Source organism: Sphingobacterium bambusae (assembly GCF_033955345.1).
Taxonomy (GTDB): domain Bacteria; phylum Bacteroidota; class Bacteroidia; order Sphingobacteriales; family Sphingobacteriaceae; genus Sphingobacterium; species Sphingobacterium bambusae.
On the sequence record NZ_CP138332.1, the window covers coordinates 2,349,258 to 2,367,855 of the forward strand.

The following is an 18,598-nucleotide window of genomic DNA, read 5'->3' on the forward strand; positions in this document are numbered from 1 at the left end:
AATTTACTTATTTTTTTTAATTCCTTATGCTATAACTTAGTAGCTTTGATCAATTCTCATTCCAATGCCAGCGATCGGCACAAAACCCCCTTTTCCGAATACTGTTTTATGCTCCGAGACAGACAAACTGACCACTTAACAAGGTCTAATCCACTAACCACGGAAAAAATAGCAGCTTATCCGATCAAAAAATAAATTACCTTTAGCCATGCAAAAGCCGATTCCATACCTCGTCACGCTACGAATACTTGCTACTTTTCTAGTTATCCTGATCCACGCCTCTACCGGATACTTGAATCAATTTAACGCCACCTCCTTGGAGTGGAATTATGCCAACGTCCTGAACAGTATGTCTCGATTCTCGGTTCCCCTATTCCTCATGATCTCTGGAGCGCTGCTATTGAACAAACAGGAAGACAGTTTGGTTTTTTACAGAAAACGCATGACTCGGATTCTATGGCCTTTCCTATTTTGGATCGCGGTATACCTGCTGTATTATTTTTACAGGTATACCAACTTTGAAGTACTGCCCGCTCAGCGCGTTATCGAGATCAGCATCGACAAGATACTACATGGTCCCAGCGCACATCTATGGTTTCTATACATGATCCTAGGTGTATACCTCGCTATCCCTTTTCTCCGGATCCTCGTGCAACACGCATCACACCGCGACCTCTATATCCTGTTGGGTCTATGGGCGGCATCACTGCTTATCATGAACAAAAGCTACGCTTCCTACATGCCAAAAATTGACCTCACATTCTTTTCCGGTTACCTAGGCTATACTTTGTTGGGCTATCTTTTGGCAAATAGAGAATGGAGGATTTCCACTCCTGTGCTCATCATCTCCATCCTACTGCTCATCCTATTTAACACCTTGGGAACTTGGCAATACAGTGCATCGATTAACAAGTTTTCTCCTGCTTTTTACGGCTACCTCGGGCCGAACAACGCGGTGCTAGCTAGCCTCGTATTCCTACTTTGCAAGAGGCTTTGCGTACAACCTCCTTCCTCTTGGCTTCAAACACTAGACAACCACAGCTTTGGCATCTATCTGGTGCACATCATCGTGCTTAACTATGTTCATCCATTGGTTAACCTGCCAATCTTCTATAAAATTCCGATCGCTACGCTGGTAACCTTTATCGGGTCCTTTGTGGCCACCTACTTGATTCGAAAAATACCTTATGGAAGCGTTATCAGTGGCTAATTGCATCTGTCCGCGTCCTTGAACGTCGTCTGCCACGGCCAAACAAAACGTGCGCAATAAATGCCAACGCGCTAAATGTTGTACCGACGATACAAACGCCTGCCCAACCGTTGTACTGCCAAGCAAGTGCTGCCAAATAAGTTCCCAATGAGCCTCCTATAAAATAACAGACCATATAGACGGTATTCAACCTGCTCGTTGCGTCAGTCGGAATAGAGAAATAATCTGTCTGGTTCATAATATGGGAACTTTGGAGACCAAGGTCGACCAAGATAATTCCGATGATCAAGCCCGTATAGGTGTGCTGCCCAAAATAAATGAAAGCCCAGCTGAGCAATAGGATTAGAATCGCTCCATAAATCAACTGGTACACGGAGAAACGCTGGTTAAATCGCCCCACAAACGCGGCTGCAAATGCGCCTACGGCACCAATAAGCCCAAAACTCCCCACCACGGAAGATCCCGCATGGAAAGGAGCTCCTTCCATATGAAAGACCAAAGTAGTGAATACCGCCGACATCGCGCCAAATCCCATTGCTCCCCGAAAGGAAGCCAATTGCAGCTTAGGTTCGGTTTTTGCCAAATGCCATACCGATTTCATTAACGATCCGTATGAACCTTTAAAATTAGGCTTTATCTCGGGTAGAAAAAACCACACCAACAACCACGTTAATACCATCGTCCCCGCAGCCAATTCAAACATGGATCGCCATCCCCAATACTCCCCGACGATACCGCTCAGAAAACGAGATAACAGGATACCCATGAGCAAACCCGACATCACCAAGCCAATACTGGAGGATTTCTTTTCAGGAGTAGCCAACACCGCGGCCATAGGCACAAAAATCTGCGGAATAACGGAAGTAACCCCGATAAGAAAACTAGCGATGTAGAGTAGCCAAAGTTGTTGTGCAAAAGCCATCAACAGCAATGCCGCGATAACGAACAGCAAATCGATTAATATCAGTCGCTTACGAAGCAATTTATCGCCTAGTGGCACAATAAACAAAAGACCACAGGCATAGCCCAATTGTGTCAGTACAGAAATCTTGCTTACCGTTCCCTCAGCCACTTTAAAATCGCTGGCTATTAAGCCTAACAAGGGTTGATTATAATAGTTGTTTGCCACCACCAAGCCTGACAAGATCGTCATTAGCCAGAGAACAGTGCTGGTAAGTTGGGGTTTTGTTTCTTCGGTATGCATACAGTGGTATCTAGAGGCGCCAAGGTAACCAATAAACAAAAAGCCCACAACCAATGTGTGGGCTTTAAACTGTAATTTTACATTACGCTTTCTTTTTATAGATATAATTATCTGCTAAGTCACCTTCGATCACTTTTCCGTCTTGATCCAAATGAAACAGTTGGTTCTCGCCCACCTTCAACTTAAGGTCGGTGTCCTTTCCTTTCAGGTGGATGACCGATCCGTTATCATGCCACATAATCTTACCATTGTCTTCGATCGTTTTCCCGCGATCTAAATATTCACTGCTAATCCGGAAGGTTTCATCCTTATTAATGACGATGCTTGTCTTAATCCCGGGACAGTCGGCACAAGGGATTGTTGCTTCATATGTTCCGGCCCAATCAATAGATTTTTGAGAGTTATCGCCAGTAGTTACTGCTTCGCTCCCTACCGAAGAGGTATCAGTCGATCCAGTCTCTCCAGAGGATGACAAATCCACGCAAGAGAACAAAGATGTACAAATAAGGACTAAACCCAACATTTTTTTCATAACAGCATTCTTTAAAGTGTTTGACATGATATTTTAAACACCTTATTAACGAATTAAAGAGAAAAAAGTTTAAAAAAAAGGTAAGGATTTTTCTAAACCTTACCTTTTTGACTTTAAAAACTAGTTGAGGCTACTCTTCCCAACGTATCTTCTCTTCAATAGCTCCACGAAGGGGCTCACGAGGCTCGCTGTTGTGGTGACCTAAATAAAACAAACCAATACATTTTTGGTTTTCTTCAAGCTTCAAAAACGACCCGAGGTGGTTGATCAGACCAGGTGTAGCCCAATAGCCGCCTATACCCAAGGAGTGCGCAGCAAGCCACAGGTTCTGTACAGCGCAAGATGTAGCCGCCAACTCTTCCCATTCAGGCAACTCTCCGGTGTAATTTACCACGATGGCAATGGCAACATTAGCCGTGGTGGCTTTTTTTCCCATATTGACCTCCGTCGCTTCGCTATATTTCTCCGCCGGTGTAATCTCTTTGTAGATGCCACTTAAAGCCGTTCCCAATCGCTGTAATCCCTCTTTTTGGAACACCACAAATCGCCAAGGTTGCGTCCGTTTGTGTGTTGGAGCTGCATTTGCTGCCTCCAAAATCGTTAATAGATCTTCTCTGCTGATATCTTGGTCCGTAAAATTATTTTGCGTTACCGTTCTTCTATATTGTATAGCTTTTAATACCTCGTTTTTCATATGTTATCTTATTTACTTATCTGTTTCTGTCTGTATCCCCTATGCTCTTTCTTCCCAAATTGTTACGATATGTAATATGGTACGTACCGCTTGTTCCATATCTTGACGACTTACCCATTCCATTTTACCATGAAAGGCATGTCCACCAGCAAACACATTGGGGCAAGGGAGCCCCATAAAAGAAAGACGTGAACCATCTGTACCGCCACGGATGCTTCGTCGCTCGGGTACTAGCCCCGTACGCGATATGGCTTCCAATCCGATTTCCATAATCTGCGGATGTTGGTCCAAGACCTCTTTCATATTTCTATATTGCTCATTTACCTTAAATTGATACGTTACCGCAGGATAACGCGCAATAACATCGTCAATGATCGCACGAAGTTCTGCTTCATGCTTCTCCAGATTTGCAGTGAGGTGATCGCGTATGATAAAATCTATCGCTGCACTGTCGACACCGCCCTGTAAATGATTGGGGTGAACAAAGCCTTCCTTTTTCGACGTTGTTTCGGGAGACAGGCGGTCTTTAGGAAGTGCCCGAATGACTTCCGCAGCTACTTTCAGTGCACTCACCATCTTGCCTTTGGCGAAGCCTGGATGCACCGAAACACCTTGTATAGTGACCTGCACGCCATCTGCCGAGAAGGTTTCATCTTCTATAGTACCCGCACGTTCGCCATCCATCGTGTAGCCAAAATCCGCGCCTAATTTATCGAGATCGACGTGGTTTACACCCTTGCCAATCTCTTCATCCGGCGTGAACAGAATTTTGATCGTACCATGTTTGATTTCCGGATGGCTCATCAACAAACGCGCCGCATCCATAATTTCGGCTACACCAGCCTTATCATCGGCGCCCAACAACGTGGTACCACTGGCGGTAATCACATCATGGCCGATTTGGTTTTTAAGATCGGGATGTTCACCAAAACGGATAACAACGGAAGGATCATCTGGCAAAACCAAGTCCTGTCCTTGGTAGTTTGCATGCAGCAGAGGCTTCACCTGTGCACCAGAGCAATCTGGCGATGTATCCACGTGGGAACAAAAGCAAATCACCGGTACATTCTTATCCGAATTGGATGGTATAGTCGCATACACGTAACCGTGCGCGTCCAAATGCGCATCAGCGACACCAATCTGTTGCAACTCCTCTACCAACAAACGGCTCAGATCTTTCTGTTTTGCCGTAGAAGGAAATGAATTTGATTGCGGATCGGACTCGGTATCAATCTGTACATAGCGCATGAAGCGTGCTACCACTTCAAAATCTGATATGCTATTAATCGGGAATGAACTCATGCTCTTCGTTTTTGATGCTCCAAAAATAACAAGTTCTGCACGATAATATAAGCTTATTATGCAATTAACTGTTAGCAAAGCGAATAGAATATTGCCCATCTAATGAAATTGATGGGCGCGCGGTTACTGCTTATCTACCCAGCCAAAGACCTTTGACAAAACATCCGAGCTACGGGTCCCGCCGATATTTTGACGAATCTTCAGTTCTTGATCTGCTACCTTGACAAAGAGACCATCAATGGCGCGTTGCGTCACATAAGCAGTCAGATTTGTTTCTACCTTATTGGAGAACGGTAAACGGTTGTAGGCCGATGTCAATTGGCTCCAATAGTCAGAAACATTATTCTTTCCCATTGCGGATTGGATAATGGGCGTAAAACGACTTGTCAACTCAGTGTTTGTCGTCGTTTTGAAATAATTCGTGGCGGCATTTTGCTGTCCGCTCAACAAAATCGCATAGGCATCCTTGATGGTCATCTTCGACAAGGAATTGACGAAGACAGTACCCGCTTCAGAAACTGCTGTTTCGGCGGCTCTATTCATGCTCGTAATAAACTGATCGCATAGAGCGCCCATACCTACGGCCCGCAAAGCTTTTTCTACCTTTTGTGCTTCCTCAGGCATCAAAATCTTGACAACAGCGTCACCTAGATAACCATCTTTCACCGCAAGCGATTTGATACTCGCTTGCAATCCGTTGCTCAAAGCTTGCTTGATCGCATTGTTAGCCTCCGTAGTGGTGATATTACCGCTCGCCGTAGATTTTGTCGAGGTCGCCGTTGTTTTCTTCGTTGTATCAGACGTTGTATCTAACTTCCCCAAGATCCCCTTTAACTTAGCGGACACCTGCGCTTCGGTAAATGATGCCTGAAAAACTAACAGGCCTATCGCCATCAATTTAAAAACCTTCATACTATGTTTATTTCTTTACACCAAAGGTAATGATTTTTCGAAGACCAATACTCTTCGAATCTACCAAGACAGTTCGGCCATAACCGGAAAATGATCCGATGGAAATTTACCTAGATAGGTGTCGGTGAGGATTCCATATTTACGAACCCGAAACGGTGTCGTGATAAAAATATGATCGATGCGCCCCTGCGTTTCTAGACTTTTGCCCCAACCGTTGAATGTCGCATTTGGCGCATAAACAATCTTTGCCTTATCATACACATCCTGCACGACACCACTTTTAGCCAATGTAAAATAAGCTTCGTTCGTTTCATCCACGTTGAAATCACCAGTCAAGATTAAGGGCAGGTCACGCGCAAATTCTTTAGCCTTTGCTAAGATGAGCTTGGCGCTCTCACGTCGTGCAACCACACCCACATGATCGAAGTGTGTATTCATAAAGATAAACTGCTTTCCTTGTTCCTTATCTTCCAAAACAGCCCAGGTACAGATTCGAGGCAACACCGCATCCCAGCCCTTATTAGGCTTCTCCGTATCTGTCGCTGATAGCCAAAAGGTGCCACTTTTCAGCACGTTGAATCTTTGCTCATTATAAAATATCGCCGAATGCTCCCCAGCTTGCTTACCATCATCCCTGCCTACACCCACATAACTAAAACCGGGCAACAGCTGTTTCATATCTTCAACCTGTTCGTAAAACCCCTCCTGAATACCAAAGACCTCAAATTCATGAAATTTGATTAGGTTGGTCAATGCCTGCTTCCTATCATCCCACAGGTTGCCTGTATCGGAATTGGTTTTCATGCGTATGTTAAAAGAGGCGACCGTTAACTCCTGTGCATCAACCACGAAAAAGAACAAGGAAAGAAATAAAGATAATAGACTAATTTTCATAAAAATATCCTTTACTGGATTAAAAAAAAGAAACCTGCTAGTCGAAGCATCGATGCAGGTTTCCGTTAGCTGTAAAAACGATTATTTTCCCAATAAACCGTTTAATCTCTCCGGTTCATCGGTAGAAATATAATCAATCTGATGGTCGATGAAGTAACGCATATCGTCCTCTTTGTTCACCGTCCAAACATTCGTTTTCAATTTTAGATCCTTCGCCTCCTTGATCCATGTTGGATTTTTCTGATAGATCGAAAGATGATAGTCAATGCCGCTTAACTTGGCATCCTTAATTTCCTGAGGAGTTTTATCACCCATCAGGTAGTGCACCATCGCCGATTTATCCAACTCCCTTAATTTCACACAGGCATCGTAGCTAAAAGCAATGTATTCAATCCATTTTTGCGCTTTTAGTTTTTTCACCAACGCCACGGACAATTCTGCGGATTTCAGCGTACGTTCTGTTCCCAGCTTGTTGGTTTTCAGCTCAAAAACAAGCTTCATATCCTTCTGCTTCATCCCTTCCTTCAAGTAGGCTTCTGCTGTTGGAATAGATTCACCATTCGGATGTTTCTTAGTCAGCAGTTCCTCATAAGTTGAGGTAGCAATATCCAACCCATAGAAATCATTGTCATGGTTCACCACCAAAACATCGTCCTTGGTAATATGTACATCGAACTCGCTCCCCCAAGCGTGGAGTTTCGCTGCTTCATGTAGAGATGCCAACGAATTTTGTGGAGCTTTGGTATTTTTCCAAGCGCCACGGTGTGCGATCATCTGTGTCTGTGCAAAAGAGGCCAAGCTCATAGCCGAAAAAAGTGTTAGTATAACCAGGGATTTTTTCATTATTATCTACTTTTGTTGTGTATATGCAGTTGATTTACCTGACGAATATACCCAATTCAAGTTAAGTCAATATTAAATTAGCGTTCGCCGTTCCATTCTCCATAAAATTGTTGCAGAAACAACTCCATGAATTGATGTCGTTCCGCAGCAATCGCCTTTCCCGCGGCTGTATTCATCTTATCTCGCAATAATAGCAGCTTTTCATAGAAATGATTCAGCGTAGGTGCTTTGGTATTTTTATAAGCTTCCTTCGTTAGCTGCTCTTCAACAGGGATCTCTGGGTTATAGATCTCACGGTTCTTGAACCCACCATAATTGAATGCCCGCGCAATACCTATGGCCCCTATCGCATCCAATCGATCTGCATCCTGAACCACCTCCAACTCCTTAGAATGGAAAGTAATTTCACCTAAAGATGCTTTAAAGGACATATTTAAAATAATCTGTTGCACATGTTCCACCGTGTCCCCATCGACCCCAATGCCAAGCAAAAACTCACCCGCAATCCGAGGACCAATGTGCTCGTCACCATCATGAAACTTGCTGTCGGCAATATCATGTAGTAAGGCAGTCAGCTCGCACACGGTATGATCAGCGGACTCTGTTTCGAGAATCAGTTTTGTGTTATTCCACACGCGTTGAATATGCCACCAGTCGTGTCCCGATTCCGCATTTTTTAAACGCTCTTTAACGAATGTGACAGTCTGTTCGATAAATGAGTCCTGCATAACCTTAGTTTTCTTTTGTTCCTTCGTACAACTCGTACTGTAATAATCTACAGTCCAATTTACCATTAAAAAACTCAAAACGACGCGATGCACGCAGGCCTATTTTTTTAGCCAAATCCGGATTTCCTGTAAAAACATAGCCACGATAGCCCTTACACTCCTGCTTGAGGAAATCGCCCACACGCTTGTACGTCTCCTCTAGCTTACTATGTACGCCCAATCGTTCTCCATACTCCGGATTAAACATCACTACGCCATTCCCTTCTGGCACAGTTGTCTGTGCGAAATCGCCAACTTCAAACGTGATGAGGTGCTCCACACCAGCCGTACGTGCATTCAATTTGGCAATCTCCACAGCTTCTGGCGCGATATCCGACGCCACGATCTGTGGCAGGTTAGCTTTCTCCGTAATCTCTTTAATACGACGACGCTCCTCAAAAAATACCGCTTCGTCATATCCAATGAAGTGCATAAAAGCGTAATTCATGCGCTGTAATCCAGGCACACGGTTTTGGGCGATCAAGGCAGCTTCAATAGCCAATGTTCCTGATCCACACATGGGATTGACAAAAGGCGATTTTTTATCCCAACCTGTAGCCAAAATCGTGGAAGTAGCCAAAGCCTCCAACATAGGTGCTTTACCAGGATGTTTACGATAGCCATGCTTGGCCAAGGTTTCACCCGAAGTATCAATAAATATTTCGGCACGTTCCTCCATCCAATGCAGATGTATAACCGTTCGGTTAAGTTCTGGCCCACTATTCGGGCGCATTCCTTTTTTATCTTTGATCCGATCCACAATCGCATCTTTCACCTTCACATTAGCAAACAACGGCGTCGTGATGGTTTCGTTGTGTACCGTGGAGGTTACCGAAAAATAACCGTCGAAAGGGATGATATCCTCCCACGCAATCGTCAACAAATTGCGGTAAAGCTCCTCTGGATTATGTGCGCGAAAAGCTTTGATTTCGTAGAGCACTTGACTGGCCACACGAAGATTTAAATTTAAACGAACACACTCGTTTACAGAGGCTTTTATCTCCACGCCGGTATTAAAAGCACGGACGATTGGGAATCCTAAATCCTTGACTTCTTGCTCCAAATATGGAGACAACCGTCTATTACAGGTGATGATTACCTTATTGGGGGTGTTGAAAACTTCCATCATATTTTTGCAAAGTTACTTATTCTGCTTAGCAAAAAATGCTTAATTTTACAGTTTAATAGTTTTGATATGGAAATAAGAGGAAAAGTTCACGAGATAGGCGCAACGCAACAAGTTACCGAGTCGTTTAAAAAGAGAGATTTGATAGTCGCGTATGCTGAAAACCCACAATTTGTAGAATACATTCGTTTTGAATCTACTCAAGACCGCGTAAATATATTTGACAATTTAGCCATAGGCGATGAAATCGAAGTTTCCTTTAACTTACGTGGACGCCCTTGGACAAACAAGGATGGTGTTACCACCTACTTCAACTCTTTGGTTGCTTGGCGCGTAACAAAATTGGCAAACACGGCACAATCAGCACCTGCACCAGGTTATGCAGATATGCCTCCAGTAGATATCTCTTCTTCAGGTGCAGATGACGACGATTTGCCGTTCTAAGCATACTAGAAAGCATAAAAAAACCTTAAAGTAATCTTTAAGGTTTTTTTATGCGATGTTATTCCGGAAAAACAATTTCTATTCGTCCCTCGCGCCCTTTCCATTTAGGTCCAGACTCCAATATCCTAATTACTTCAGCCGCTATTTGAGGCGTACTGGGCTGCTGCATCTCCACCGCATAGGCTGTACCATTATTATCTATCTTAAAAGAAACATCTATTTTTCTTTCGCTATTTGATCCAGAATAATGCGTTGACAGGAAATCCGCAAAAGCATCCCATCCATCAACCGGCACCGCATCAGCACCAGCAAGCGGACGAACAGACATTTTCGTCAGTACCTCATCCATCAATTCCACTTCCGTCACGTTACGAGCACTTCGATTTGGTAAATGCCGCATCAGCACCAATGTACACACCGTAACAAACATCACTGCAGCCACCAAACCTATTGCCAAACGTTGCCAACCGAAGAAATAACGGTTCTTCTGCTGCGCATGCTCCGTCAGCCGACGCTCCAAGCGTTGCTGTAAAAGGCTCAACGACTTCGCATCCACGCCATTCTGCAGCCGATAACCATCGATCGCATCTTGAAGAAAGGGATCATCCAAGGCTTCCCGCTCCAAGGCATGCATATCTTCTTTACTCATCAAGCCGTGGATGTAATTATGTATTCTTGACAGCTGATAGTTATTTTCCATTTCTCTTACTTTCCATACATATCTTCAGGTTGCGCTTACCATTCTGAATGTAGCTTTTTACCTGATTAAATTCCAAATTCATTTCTGTTGCAATATCTTTATAGCAACGTTGTTCAAGATAAAACAACCGTATGCAGCCGGCTTGCTTCTCTTGCAAACTGTCTAAACAGATCTCCATTCGTTCAAAATCCTCTTCCGTCCACTGATTTTCATCATGCTTCAGGTCAAGTTTGTTTTCCGACTCCAACAAATGGTTTTCTATATCGACAAAGGTACGTTGCTTCCCTTTGCGCAGCTCCATTAAACAATAATTACGCGCAAAGACATATAGCCAACTTTTGAAATTATCAACCTCATGCTGCCGCAATTTATCAATTAGCTGTTCGAAAATCTGCATAATTGCATCTTGACTAGCCTCTTGATCCTGAAGGTATTTATAGCACAAACCATAGAGCAAAGACATATAGGGAGCGTAGAGCTTCCCTAGTGCTTGCACATCGCCCGTATTTCTATAATGCAACAACAGCTCCTTTTCGTTCATGCAATTTTTCCTTCCATAATAAGATGCTCGAAAATAACAAAATCCATATAAAATCGGCAGAAATCTTCAACTACAGCCTATATTCTTACAAAGCATGATCCTACTATCGGAACAATAACAAAGCAATAGCCAAAGTAACCAAGACGTTAAAGAACTGTGCTATCAAAAAAGCGTAAAGCGGCTTCTTGTTACTGTGGACAAAAAGATCCTTAAAATTTGTTTCCAAGCCGATCGATGTAAAAGCCAGCGCAAACCAAAGTCCTTGTATACTTTTGAGGCTATCCTTGACCAGGTCTACACGTTCTGTGGGAATAACAAAGGAAAAAAGCAAAGAAGCTAAAACAAACCCAATTACAAATTTTGGAAAGCGCTCCCAAATGACCTTCAACGTCGGCTTTTCGGCATGTTCAGCGCTCTTTGATTTTGAATAGGTCCAATATATACTGATCGCAAAGGCGGCTATTCCCAGCAAAACATTTTGCGAAAACTTGACAATAGTACTGATCTTCAAGGCCTCTTCACCAACCAATGAGCCTGATGCCACTACCGCTCCCGTAGTATCTATACTACCACCAAGCCAAGCGCCTGTAACTTCTTGTGAAAGCCCCATCCAGCTAGCCATGTAGGGCATAAAAATCATCATCGGGATGGCCGTGATCAACACCAAAGAGATAACGTAAGATAGCTTTTTAGGATCTCCTTTGATAGCGCCCGAAGTCGCTATGGCGGCAGAAACACCACAAATGGAAACTGCGCTGGACAGCATCATCGACATCTCCTGATCTATCTTGAGCTTCTTACATAACCAAAATGAAAAATACCACACCGACAGTACCACAATCAATGCTTGCATCAAACCCAGCGAACCTGCTTTTAGAATATCGCCGAATATCACCGTCGTCCCAAGTAGCACCAACCCAATTTTCACATACAATTCGGTAGCAAGGGCCTCCTTAAACCAGGTCGGCAAGGTAAACAGATTACTGATAGCCAAACCGATGGCCAAACTGAAGATGACCGCTTCTAGATTAAGATCCTTAACCATCCCATTTCCGGCCATTAAAAGAGCGATCAACGTAATAACAAATACAACCGGAAAAACCAGCAACAGAAACTTCACGGGCTTTCCCAAAAGCACCGCCGCAACAATTGCTACGCCATACACCAACAAAAACTGACTGCCGATATGCTGTATATTATGAAGCGATAGTACATGATCTTGCAGATCGGAGAGTGCACTCCATGAAAAGGCTGGTTTTGGAATGACAAGCCCCCATAAAGACAATCCTATAATGGACAATCCCAAAATAACAACGACCCAATCTTCTGTAACTACACTTTTTTTCGATACTGACATCTAACTACGGTTTTTGATTAGCAATAAAAAACAATGCAATGAAAGTAAGGATATTATCATAGAATAGCAACGTAGGCTATATTAGAACCACAAAAAAGCCTGTCACAATTCTGCAACAGGCCCGTTTATAAAAAGATCGATAGTGCCGGTATGTTAAAACATGTAGCGATTTTCGTCGATCAGTTTTTTTGCGATGCGCTGACGTGCATCCTTGACATTAAATGGCTCCGCCTTGGTGAAGCGTCTTAACCCCACCAGCATCATCTTCAGCTCGTCACCCTCGCCGAAGGAATACAACGCTTCCTTACCGGCTACATGCACTTTGTCCAACGATGTGTAAAGATAGACGCGAGCCATATCTGTCGGCAATGCCGCCGCATCTTCACCTTGCGTGTGAAATATCTTCTCTGCGCGCAATAGCACGGATTCTGCGACATAAACATAACCGATGATGTCTGCTATATTCATCAGGATTTCTTCCTCCTTGGCCAAAGACATCATCAGCTTCTGTACCGCAGCACCAGCAATCAGGAGACCGGCTTTCTTTAGATTGGCGATCAGTTTCTTTTCTGTTGCAAAAGGTGTTTGATCGTCCTCACCAAAATCAGGAATAGCGAGCAGCTCATTGGCCACAGCCGTTGCTGGTCCCATAAGATCTATTTCGCCTTTCATCGCCCGTTTCAGCAACATATCTACAATAAGCAAACGATTCACCTCGTTTGTTCCCTCGAAAATACGGTTGATGCGCGAATCGCGATAAGCGCGCTCCATCGGCGCTTCTGCAGAATAGCCCATTCCACCGTAAATCTGTACGCCCTCATCAACCACATAGTCCAACATCTCCGAACACCACACCTTGATAATCGCACATTCAATCGCAAACTGTTCCACCGACTTCAGCTTCGCCTTCGCTTCTTCCATTCCCGATGCAACCAAAGCTTCGTAAGCATCATCAATATTCTGTCCAGCACGGTAGGCTGCTGCCTCGGTTGCATAAAGTCGTGTCGCCATCTCCGCAAGTTTATAACGCACTGCTCCAAACTTGGATATAGGAAGGTTGAACTGCACACGCTCATTGGCATAGCGTACGGCCTGCGTTATCACTGCGCGGGAAGAACCAATTGTGGCCGCGCCCAATTTAATACGGCCGATATTCAGGATATTTACGGCGATCTTAAAGCCATTCTCCCGCTCCGACAGCAGATTTTCTACCGGCACAGCGCAGTCATTGAAAAATACTTGCCGCGTGGATGACCCCTTAATGCCTAATTTATGCTCTTCGGGATTCATGCTGATTCCACCGAATTCTTTCTCCACAATAAAGGCCGTCAAGTTCTTGTCGTCATCGATCTTAGCAAAGACAATAAAAACATCGGCAAAGCCTCCGTTTGTGATCCACATCTTTTGTCCGTTGATCAAGTAATGGGTGCCCTCCGCATTCAATTTCGCCGATGTACGTCCAGAATTAGCATCAGAGCCCGCATTGGGTTCCGTCAAACAGTAGGCTGCTTTCCATTCCCCTGTGGTGAGTTTTGGGATATATTTCTGCTTTTGCGCATCATTACCATAATACAAAATCGGCAAGGTACCAATCCCCGTATGTGCCGATAAGGCCACGGCAAATGAATAGCCGCCCCCAACTGCATCGGCCACCAACATAGAGGTGTTAAAGTTCTTACCAAATCCGCCATACTCTTCCGGAATGGACACGCCAAGCATACCCAATTCCCCCGCCTTGTTCAAGAGATCCTGCATCAAGCCCTCTTCCTGGGCATCAATGCGCTCCAATTTATTCAACACCTCGCTATCAAGAAAATCACGACATGTCTGGCGTATCATCTTTGCTTCTTCATCAAACTCTTCAGGGATAAATACGTCGGTATAGGGAGTTTCTCGAATAACAAACTCTCCTCCTTTGATTGCGTTGCTCATATTTATTTGTTTAGCTAAATTTCAATATTATTTTACGGTGACCTTGGTGTAGGTTACAAGATTTCAAAAATACCAGCTGCCCCTTGCCCGGTTCCCACACACATGGTCACCATTCCGTAGCGCTCGTTTCTTCTTTTTAAATCGTTCAACAACTGCACGGTCAACTTCGCACCGGTACAGCCTAGAGGATGCCCCAACGCGATTGCTCCACCGTTGATATTAATTTTCGATTCATCCAGCCCCAACTCCCGAATGACGGCCAACGATTGCGATGCAAAGGCCTCATTAAGCTCAAAAAGATCAATATCTTCCTTTTGTAAATTGGCCATAGCCAATGCCTTTGGAATGGCGGCGACCGGACCAATGCCCATGATACGTGGAGGAACGCCTGCAGCAGCATAGCTCACCAAGCGCGCGATAGGCTCTACCTGCAGCTCTTTCAGCATCTTCTCGGAGACCACCAACACGAAAGCGGCTCCATCAGATGTCTGGGACGAGTTTCCGGCGGTGACACAGCCGTCAGCAGCGAATACCGGACGTAACTTAGCCAAAGCCTCCGCCGAAGAATCAGCCCGCGGCCCCTCGTCTTTATCGACAATATATTCGCGGGTGGCAATCTTACTGTCTTTGATATACGTTTCTTCTACCTTAATAGGTACAATGCCGGCCTGCAAATGTCCGCTCTGCTGTGCCGCAACCGCTTTTTGATGGGAGCGTATTGCAAAAGCATCTTGATCCTCACGCGAAACGTTAAACTCCTTGGCCACCGCCTCGGCCGTCAAACCCATCCCCCAATACCAATCGGGATTCTCTTTAGCAACCACGGGGTTAGGGACAATCTTCCATCCACCGAAAGGCATGCCCGACATCACTTCGACACCTCCAGCAATGATGCAGTCTGCCATACCAGCCTTGATCTTGGCAACAGCCGTTGCAATGGTTTCCAACCCCGAAGCACAGTATCTGTTCACTGTAACACCGGGCACTTTATCCGTCTGCAATCCCATAAGGGATATCAATCTACCTATATTCAACCCTTGCTCAGCTTCAGGCATGGCGTTGCCCACAATCACATCATCGATCTTGTCGACATCCAAGCTTGGTATCGTAGACACCATGTGCTTGATCACCTCTGCGGCCAAATCGTCGGCACGCATAAAACGAAAAACTCCTCGCGGGGCCTTGCCCACCGCGGTACGATATCCTGCTATAATGTATGCTTCCATTTTTCTAGTATTTAGTATTTAGATTTTAGTACTTAGACATTGTAATTTCCTTCTTTAGTATTCGTTGCTTCCGCATTGCGTAAACTACGCTGTAGCGCATAGTTAATTTTTTGCAGCTCAGCAATTTTACCCAATAAAACATCCAAATGCTGTGCCGATAAATAACCAAGCTCTTTAGCAATGATTAACTGAGTTTCAATTTCAAAAGTAGATCCATGCGCTATAGCTAAAAATTGAACAAATTCGCGGTCTGAGTTACGTCCAGCCCCCTCTGCAATGTTAGACGGCACAGAAACTGCCGCTCTATTTATCTGGCTAATCAGATTGAAACGCTCTTTATCGGGAAAGTTAGCGGTCGTCTTATAAACATCCGAGACCATCTCCATTGCTTTTTGCCATAATTTCAATTCCTTATACTGGTGCATATCTACCTACTAAGTACTACCTACTATAATCTATTTTAATTTCTCAAAGCCTTTCCTTTAGTTAACATATGTTGTATGCGTTCCAGCGTTTTACGTTCGCCACAAAGCTCTAAAAACGCTTTCCTTTCCAGATCCAGTAAGTATTGCTCAGACACCTCCGTTGGAGCCGACAGATTACCGCCACACATCACCCATCCCAATTTTTCCGAGATCTTCTTGTCATGATCGGAGATATAGTTACCAGCGCGCATCGACGATGCGCCGACATAGACGATGCCCAATCCTTGGTTGCCGAGCACTTTGATATCCTTTCGCGGAGCCGGCTGCACATAACCTGCATCGGCAAGCTCCAAGACCTTCGCCTTAGCGTCGGCCAATAGGCGTTTTCTGTTCATCGTTATCGCGTACTTACCTTGTTGCAGATAGCCCAACTCTGCAGCTTCAACCGCCGATGTCGATACTTTCGCCTGACCAATAGTTAAGAACCGCTCTTTTAGCGTGTTCTGTACAATCTGATCGGGTTGGTAATCATCCGAAGCACGTAAGGCGAACTCCTTTGATCCACCACCACCAGGGATAACGCCAACACCAAACTCCACTAGCCCCATGTAAGTCTCTGCATGCAGCTGTACAAAGTCAGCGTGCATGGAGAATTCACAGCCGCCGCCAAGTGTAAGCTGGAATGGTGCCACGACGACAGGAATAGACGAATAACGAATCCGCATTGCGGTATTTTGGAACATCTTAACAGCCATATTAAGCTCGTCATAATCCTGTTCTACAGCCATCATGAAAATCATCCCAATATTAGCCCCGGCCGAGAAGTTCTTACCGTCATTGGTAATCACTAATCCTCGATATTCTTTTTCAGCTAGGTCGATCGCTTTGTTAAGTCCTTGGATTACCTCGCCTCCTATAGTATTCATCTTGGTGTGGAAAGCACAATTGATCACGCCGTCACCCAGATCGGTAATCGTCACGCCGGCATTCTTCCATACTGTCTTGCTCTCACCTAGATGATCAAGCACAATAAGATCGGCAGCACCCGGAATAGGTTTATAGCTTTTGGACGTGATATCGTAAAAATTCTTTACGCCATCTACGATGCTGTAAAACGATTCGAATCCCGCATCCAACATCTCCTGAACCCATGTCGCAACTGCGCCACGCTGTCCGGGTAAACGCTTTTCCTCACTTGCAATTTTAGCTATCGTCTCCCGCACCCCCAAGGCATCCCACACCTCAAAAGGCCCCAATTCCCAACCGAAGCCGGCACGCATGGCATCATCAATTCGATAAAACTCGTCGGTGATTTCTGGAACCCGATGTGATACATATTCAAACAAAGGATAATGCATTGCCCGAAAAAGGACGGCGGCCTTGTCGGTACCTTGCTCATAAACTTTCATTCGCTTCCGGATATCCTCCACCGGCTTGGTGGCTTCCAGCGTGCTAGATTTAATTTTTTCCTGCTCTTTATAACTTAACGATTTAAGATCTAGCGACAGGATCACGGAGTTCCCTTTATCGTCTTTTTCTTTTTTATAAAAGCCTTGTTTTGATTTCTCGCCCAACCATTTATTTTCTACCATCTTGCTGATATACGCAGGCAGTTGGAACACGCCTTTAGCTTCGTCGTTCGGCGCATTTTGGTCCAAACCGTTAGCAACATTGACCAACGTATCAAGTCCCACCACGTCCGCTGTACGGAAGGTAGCCGATTTAGGGTGCCCCATTGCTGGCCCCGTATATTTGTCAACCTCTTCCACGCTTAGATCTAGTTTCTCCACCAGATGTGTCAAAGCCAACATGGAATAAACGCCTATACGATTACCAATAAACGCTGGCGTATCCTTACACAGCACCACCGTTTTCCCCAACATCTTGTCACCGAAATGTGTCAGAAAATCGATCACCTCAGCCTTCGTTTCCGCTGTTGGGATAAGCTCAAAAAGCTCGAGGTACCGAGGTGGATTGAAAAAATGGGTGCCACAGAAATGCGCTTTAAAGTCCTCGCTGCGCCCCTCGGCCATAAGGTGAATGGGAATACCAGATGTATTTGATGTAATCAGGGTGCCTGCCTTGCGGTACTGTTCAACCTGATCAAAAACAGTCTTTTTGATATCCAATCGTTCAACGACCACCTCAATAACCCAGTCGCAAGCAGCGATATCTTTCATGTTATCTTCAAAGTTTCCAGTGGCAATACGGGATATATAACTCTTGCTATAGATAGGTGAAGGGTTTGTCTTCAAGGCCGTCTCCAGCGATGTATTGACAATACGGTTTCTGACCAATGCACTTTGCAAGGTTAGTCCTTTTGCTTCTTCGGCAGGCAGCAACTCACGCGGAACAATGTCCAACAGCAAGACCTCTACACCAATATTAGCAAAGTGACAAGCTATTCGTGACCCCATCACCCCGGAACCCAGAACAGCTACTTTTTTAATACTTCTATTCATGTTATCCTATTTATTTTCAGTTTATAA

18 protein-coding genes are annotated in these 18,598 nt (G+C 44.7%); 2 read left to right on the forward strand and 16 right to left on the reverse strand.

The window, feature by feature from the left end; genetic code table 11:
* Positions 1-208 precede the first annotated feature (208 nt).
* A complete protein-coding gene (locus SCB77_RS09680; protein ID WP_320186230.1) occupies positions 209-1,210 on the forward strand; it encodes an acyltransferase in 1,002 nt (333 codons plus the stop codon).
* Here the strand turns inward: SCB77_RS09680 and SCB77_RS09685 are convergent.
* The 9 genes from SCB77_RS09685 to SCB77_RS09725 form a co-directional block, all read right to left on the reverse strand.
* A complete protein-coding gene (locus SCB77_RS09685) occupies positions 1,200-2,414 on the reverse strand; it encodes an MFS transporter (RefSeq protein ID WP_320186231.1) in 1,215 nt (404 codons plus the stop codon). The two genes, SCB77_RS09680 and SCB77_RS09685, sit on opposite strands and share 11 nt — an antisense overlap.
* An 82-nt stretch (positions 2,415-2,496) precedes the next feature.
* Positions 2,497-2,946, reverse strand: a complete 450-nt coding sequence (locus SCB77_RS09690; protein WP_320186232.1) for a copper resistance protein NlpE — start codon at positions 2,944-2,946, stop codon at positions 2,497-2,499.
* Between the two features lie 130 nt (positions 2,947-3,076).
* Positions 3,077-3,640, reverse strand: a complete 564-nt coding sequence (locus tag SCB77_RS09695) for a nitroreductase family protein (protein WP_320186233.1) — start codon at positions 3,638-3,640, stop codon at positions 3,077-3,079.
* 39 nt (positions 3,641-3,679) lie between these two features.
* Complete coding sequence (gene pepT, locus SCB77_RS09700; RefSeq protein WP_320186234.1) at positions 3,680-4,942, reverse strand: peptidase T; 1,263 nt, start codon at positions 4,940-4,942, stop codon at positions 3,680-3,682.
* A 123-nt stretch (positions 4,943-5,065) separates the two neighbouring features.
* Positions 5,066-5,854, reverse strand: coding sequence for a DUF4197 domain-containing protein (locus tag SCB77_RS09705; protein WP_320186235.1), 789 nt, complete (start codon positions 5,852-5,854; stop codon positions 5,066-5,068).
* A 60-nt stretch (positions 5,855-5,914) separates the two neighbouring features.
* A complete protein-coding gene (locus SCB77_RS09710) occupies positions 5,915-6,748 on the reverse strand; it encodes an endonuclease/exonuclease/phosphatase family protein (RefSeq protein ID WP_320186236.1) in 834 nt (277 codons plus the stop codon).
* An 81-nt stretch (positions 6,749-6,829) separates the two neighbouring features.
* Positions 6,830-7,591, reverse strand: coding sequence for a glycerophosphodiester phosphodiesterase family protein (locus SCB77_RS09715; protein ID WP_320186237.1), 762 nt, complete (start codon positions 7,589-7,591; stop codon positions 6,830-6,832).
* Between the two features lie 77 nt (positions 7,592-7,668).
* A complete protein-coding gene (locus SCB77_RS09720) occupies positions 7,669-8,319 on the reverse strand; it encodes an HD domain-containing protein (RefSeq protein ID WP_320186238.1) in 651 nt (216 codons plus the stop codon).
* A 4-nt stretch (positions 8,320-8,323) separates the two neighbouring features.
* Positions 8,324-9,484, reverse strand: coding sequence for a THUMP domain-containing class I SAM-dependent RNA methyltransferase (locus tag SCB77_RS09725; protein WP_320186614.1), 1,161 nt, complete (start codon positions 9,482-9,484; stop codon positions 8,324-8,326).
* A gap of 69 nt (positions 9,485-9,553) precedes the next feature.
* Here SCB77_RS09725 and SCB77_RS09730 point away from each other — a divergent pair, with 69 nt between their 5' ends.
* Positions 9,554-9,928 (forward strand): DUF3127 domain-containing protein, encoded by a 375-nt coding sequence (locus tag SCB77_RS09730; RefSeq protein ID WP_189627043.1) that lies wholly within the window; start codon positions 9,554-9,556, stop codon positions 9,926-9,928.
* Between the two features lie 58 nt (positions 9,929-9,986).
* Here the strand turns inward: SCB77_RS09730 and SCB77_RS09735 are convergent, their stop codons facing one another.
* From SCB77_RS09735 to SCB77_RS09765, 7 genes are all read right to left on the reverse strand, one after another.
* Positions 9,987-10,628, reverse strand: a complete 642-nt coding sequence (locus SCB77_RS09735; protein ID WP_320186239.1) for a hypothetical protein — start codon at positions 10,626-10,628, stop codon at positions 9,987-9,989.
* Positions 10,618-11,169 (reverse strand): RNA polymerase sigma factor, encoded by a 552-nt coding sequence (locus SCB77_RS09740; RefSeq protein WP_320186240.1) that lies wholly within the window; start codon positions 11,167-11,169, stop codon positions 10,618-10,620. Before SCB77_RS09740 ends, SCB77_RS09735 begins: the two co-directional genes overlap by 11 nt.
* Positions 11,170-11,272: 103 nt before the next feature.
* Positions 11,273-12,526 carry a YeiH family protein gene (locus SCB77_RS09745; protein ID WP_320186241.1) on the reverse strand — a complete coding sequence of 418 codons (1,254 nt, stop codon included), beginning with the start codon at positions 12,524-12,526 and terminating at the stop codon, positions 11,273-11,275.
* 153 nt (positions 12,527-12,679) lie between these two features.
* Positions 12,680-14,458 (reverse strand): acyl-CoA dehydrogenase family protein, encoded by a 1,779-nt coding sequence (locus SCB77_RS09750; RefSeq protein WP_320186242.1) that lies wholly within the window; start codon positions 14,456-14,458, stop codon positions 12,680-12,682.
* Positions 14,459-14,511: 53 nt separating this feature from the next.
* Positions 14,512-15,684, reverse strand: a complete 1,173-nt coding sequence (locus tag SCB77_RS09755) for an acetyl-CoA C-acyltransferase (RefSeq protein WP_320186243.1) — start codon at positions 15,682-15,684, stop codon at positions 14,512-14,514.
* Between the two features lie 32 nt (positions 15,685-15,716).
* Positions 15,717-16,109, reverse strand: coding sequence for a four helix bundle protein (locus SCB77_RS09760; RefSeq protein WP_320186244.1), 393 nt, complete (start codon positions 16,107-16,109; stop codon positions 15,717-15,719).
* A gap of 35 nt (positions 16,110-16,144) precedes the next feature.
* Positions 16,145-18,571 (reverse strand): 3-hydroxyacyl-CoA dehydrogenase/enoyl-CoA hydratase family protein, encoded by a 2,427-nt coding sequence (locus SCB77_RS09765; RefSeq protein ID WP_320186245.1) that lies wholly within the window; start codon positions 18,569-18,571, stop codon positions 16,145-16,147.
* Positions 18,572-18,598: the final 27 nt, after the last annotated feature.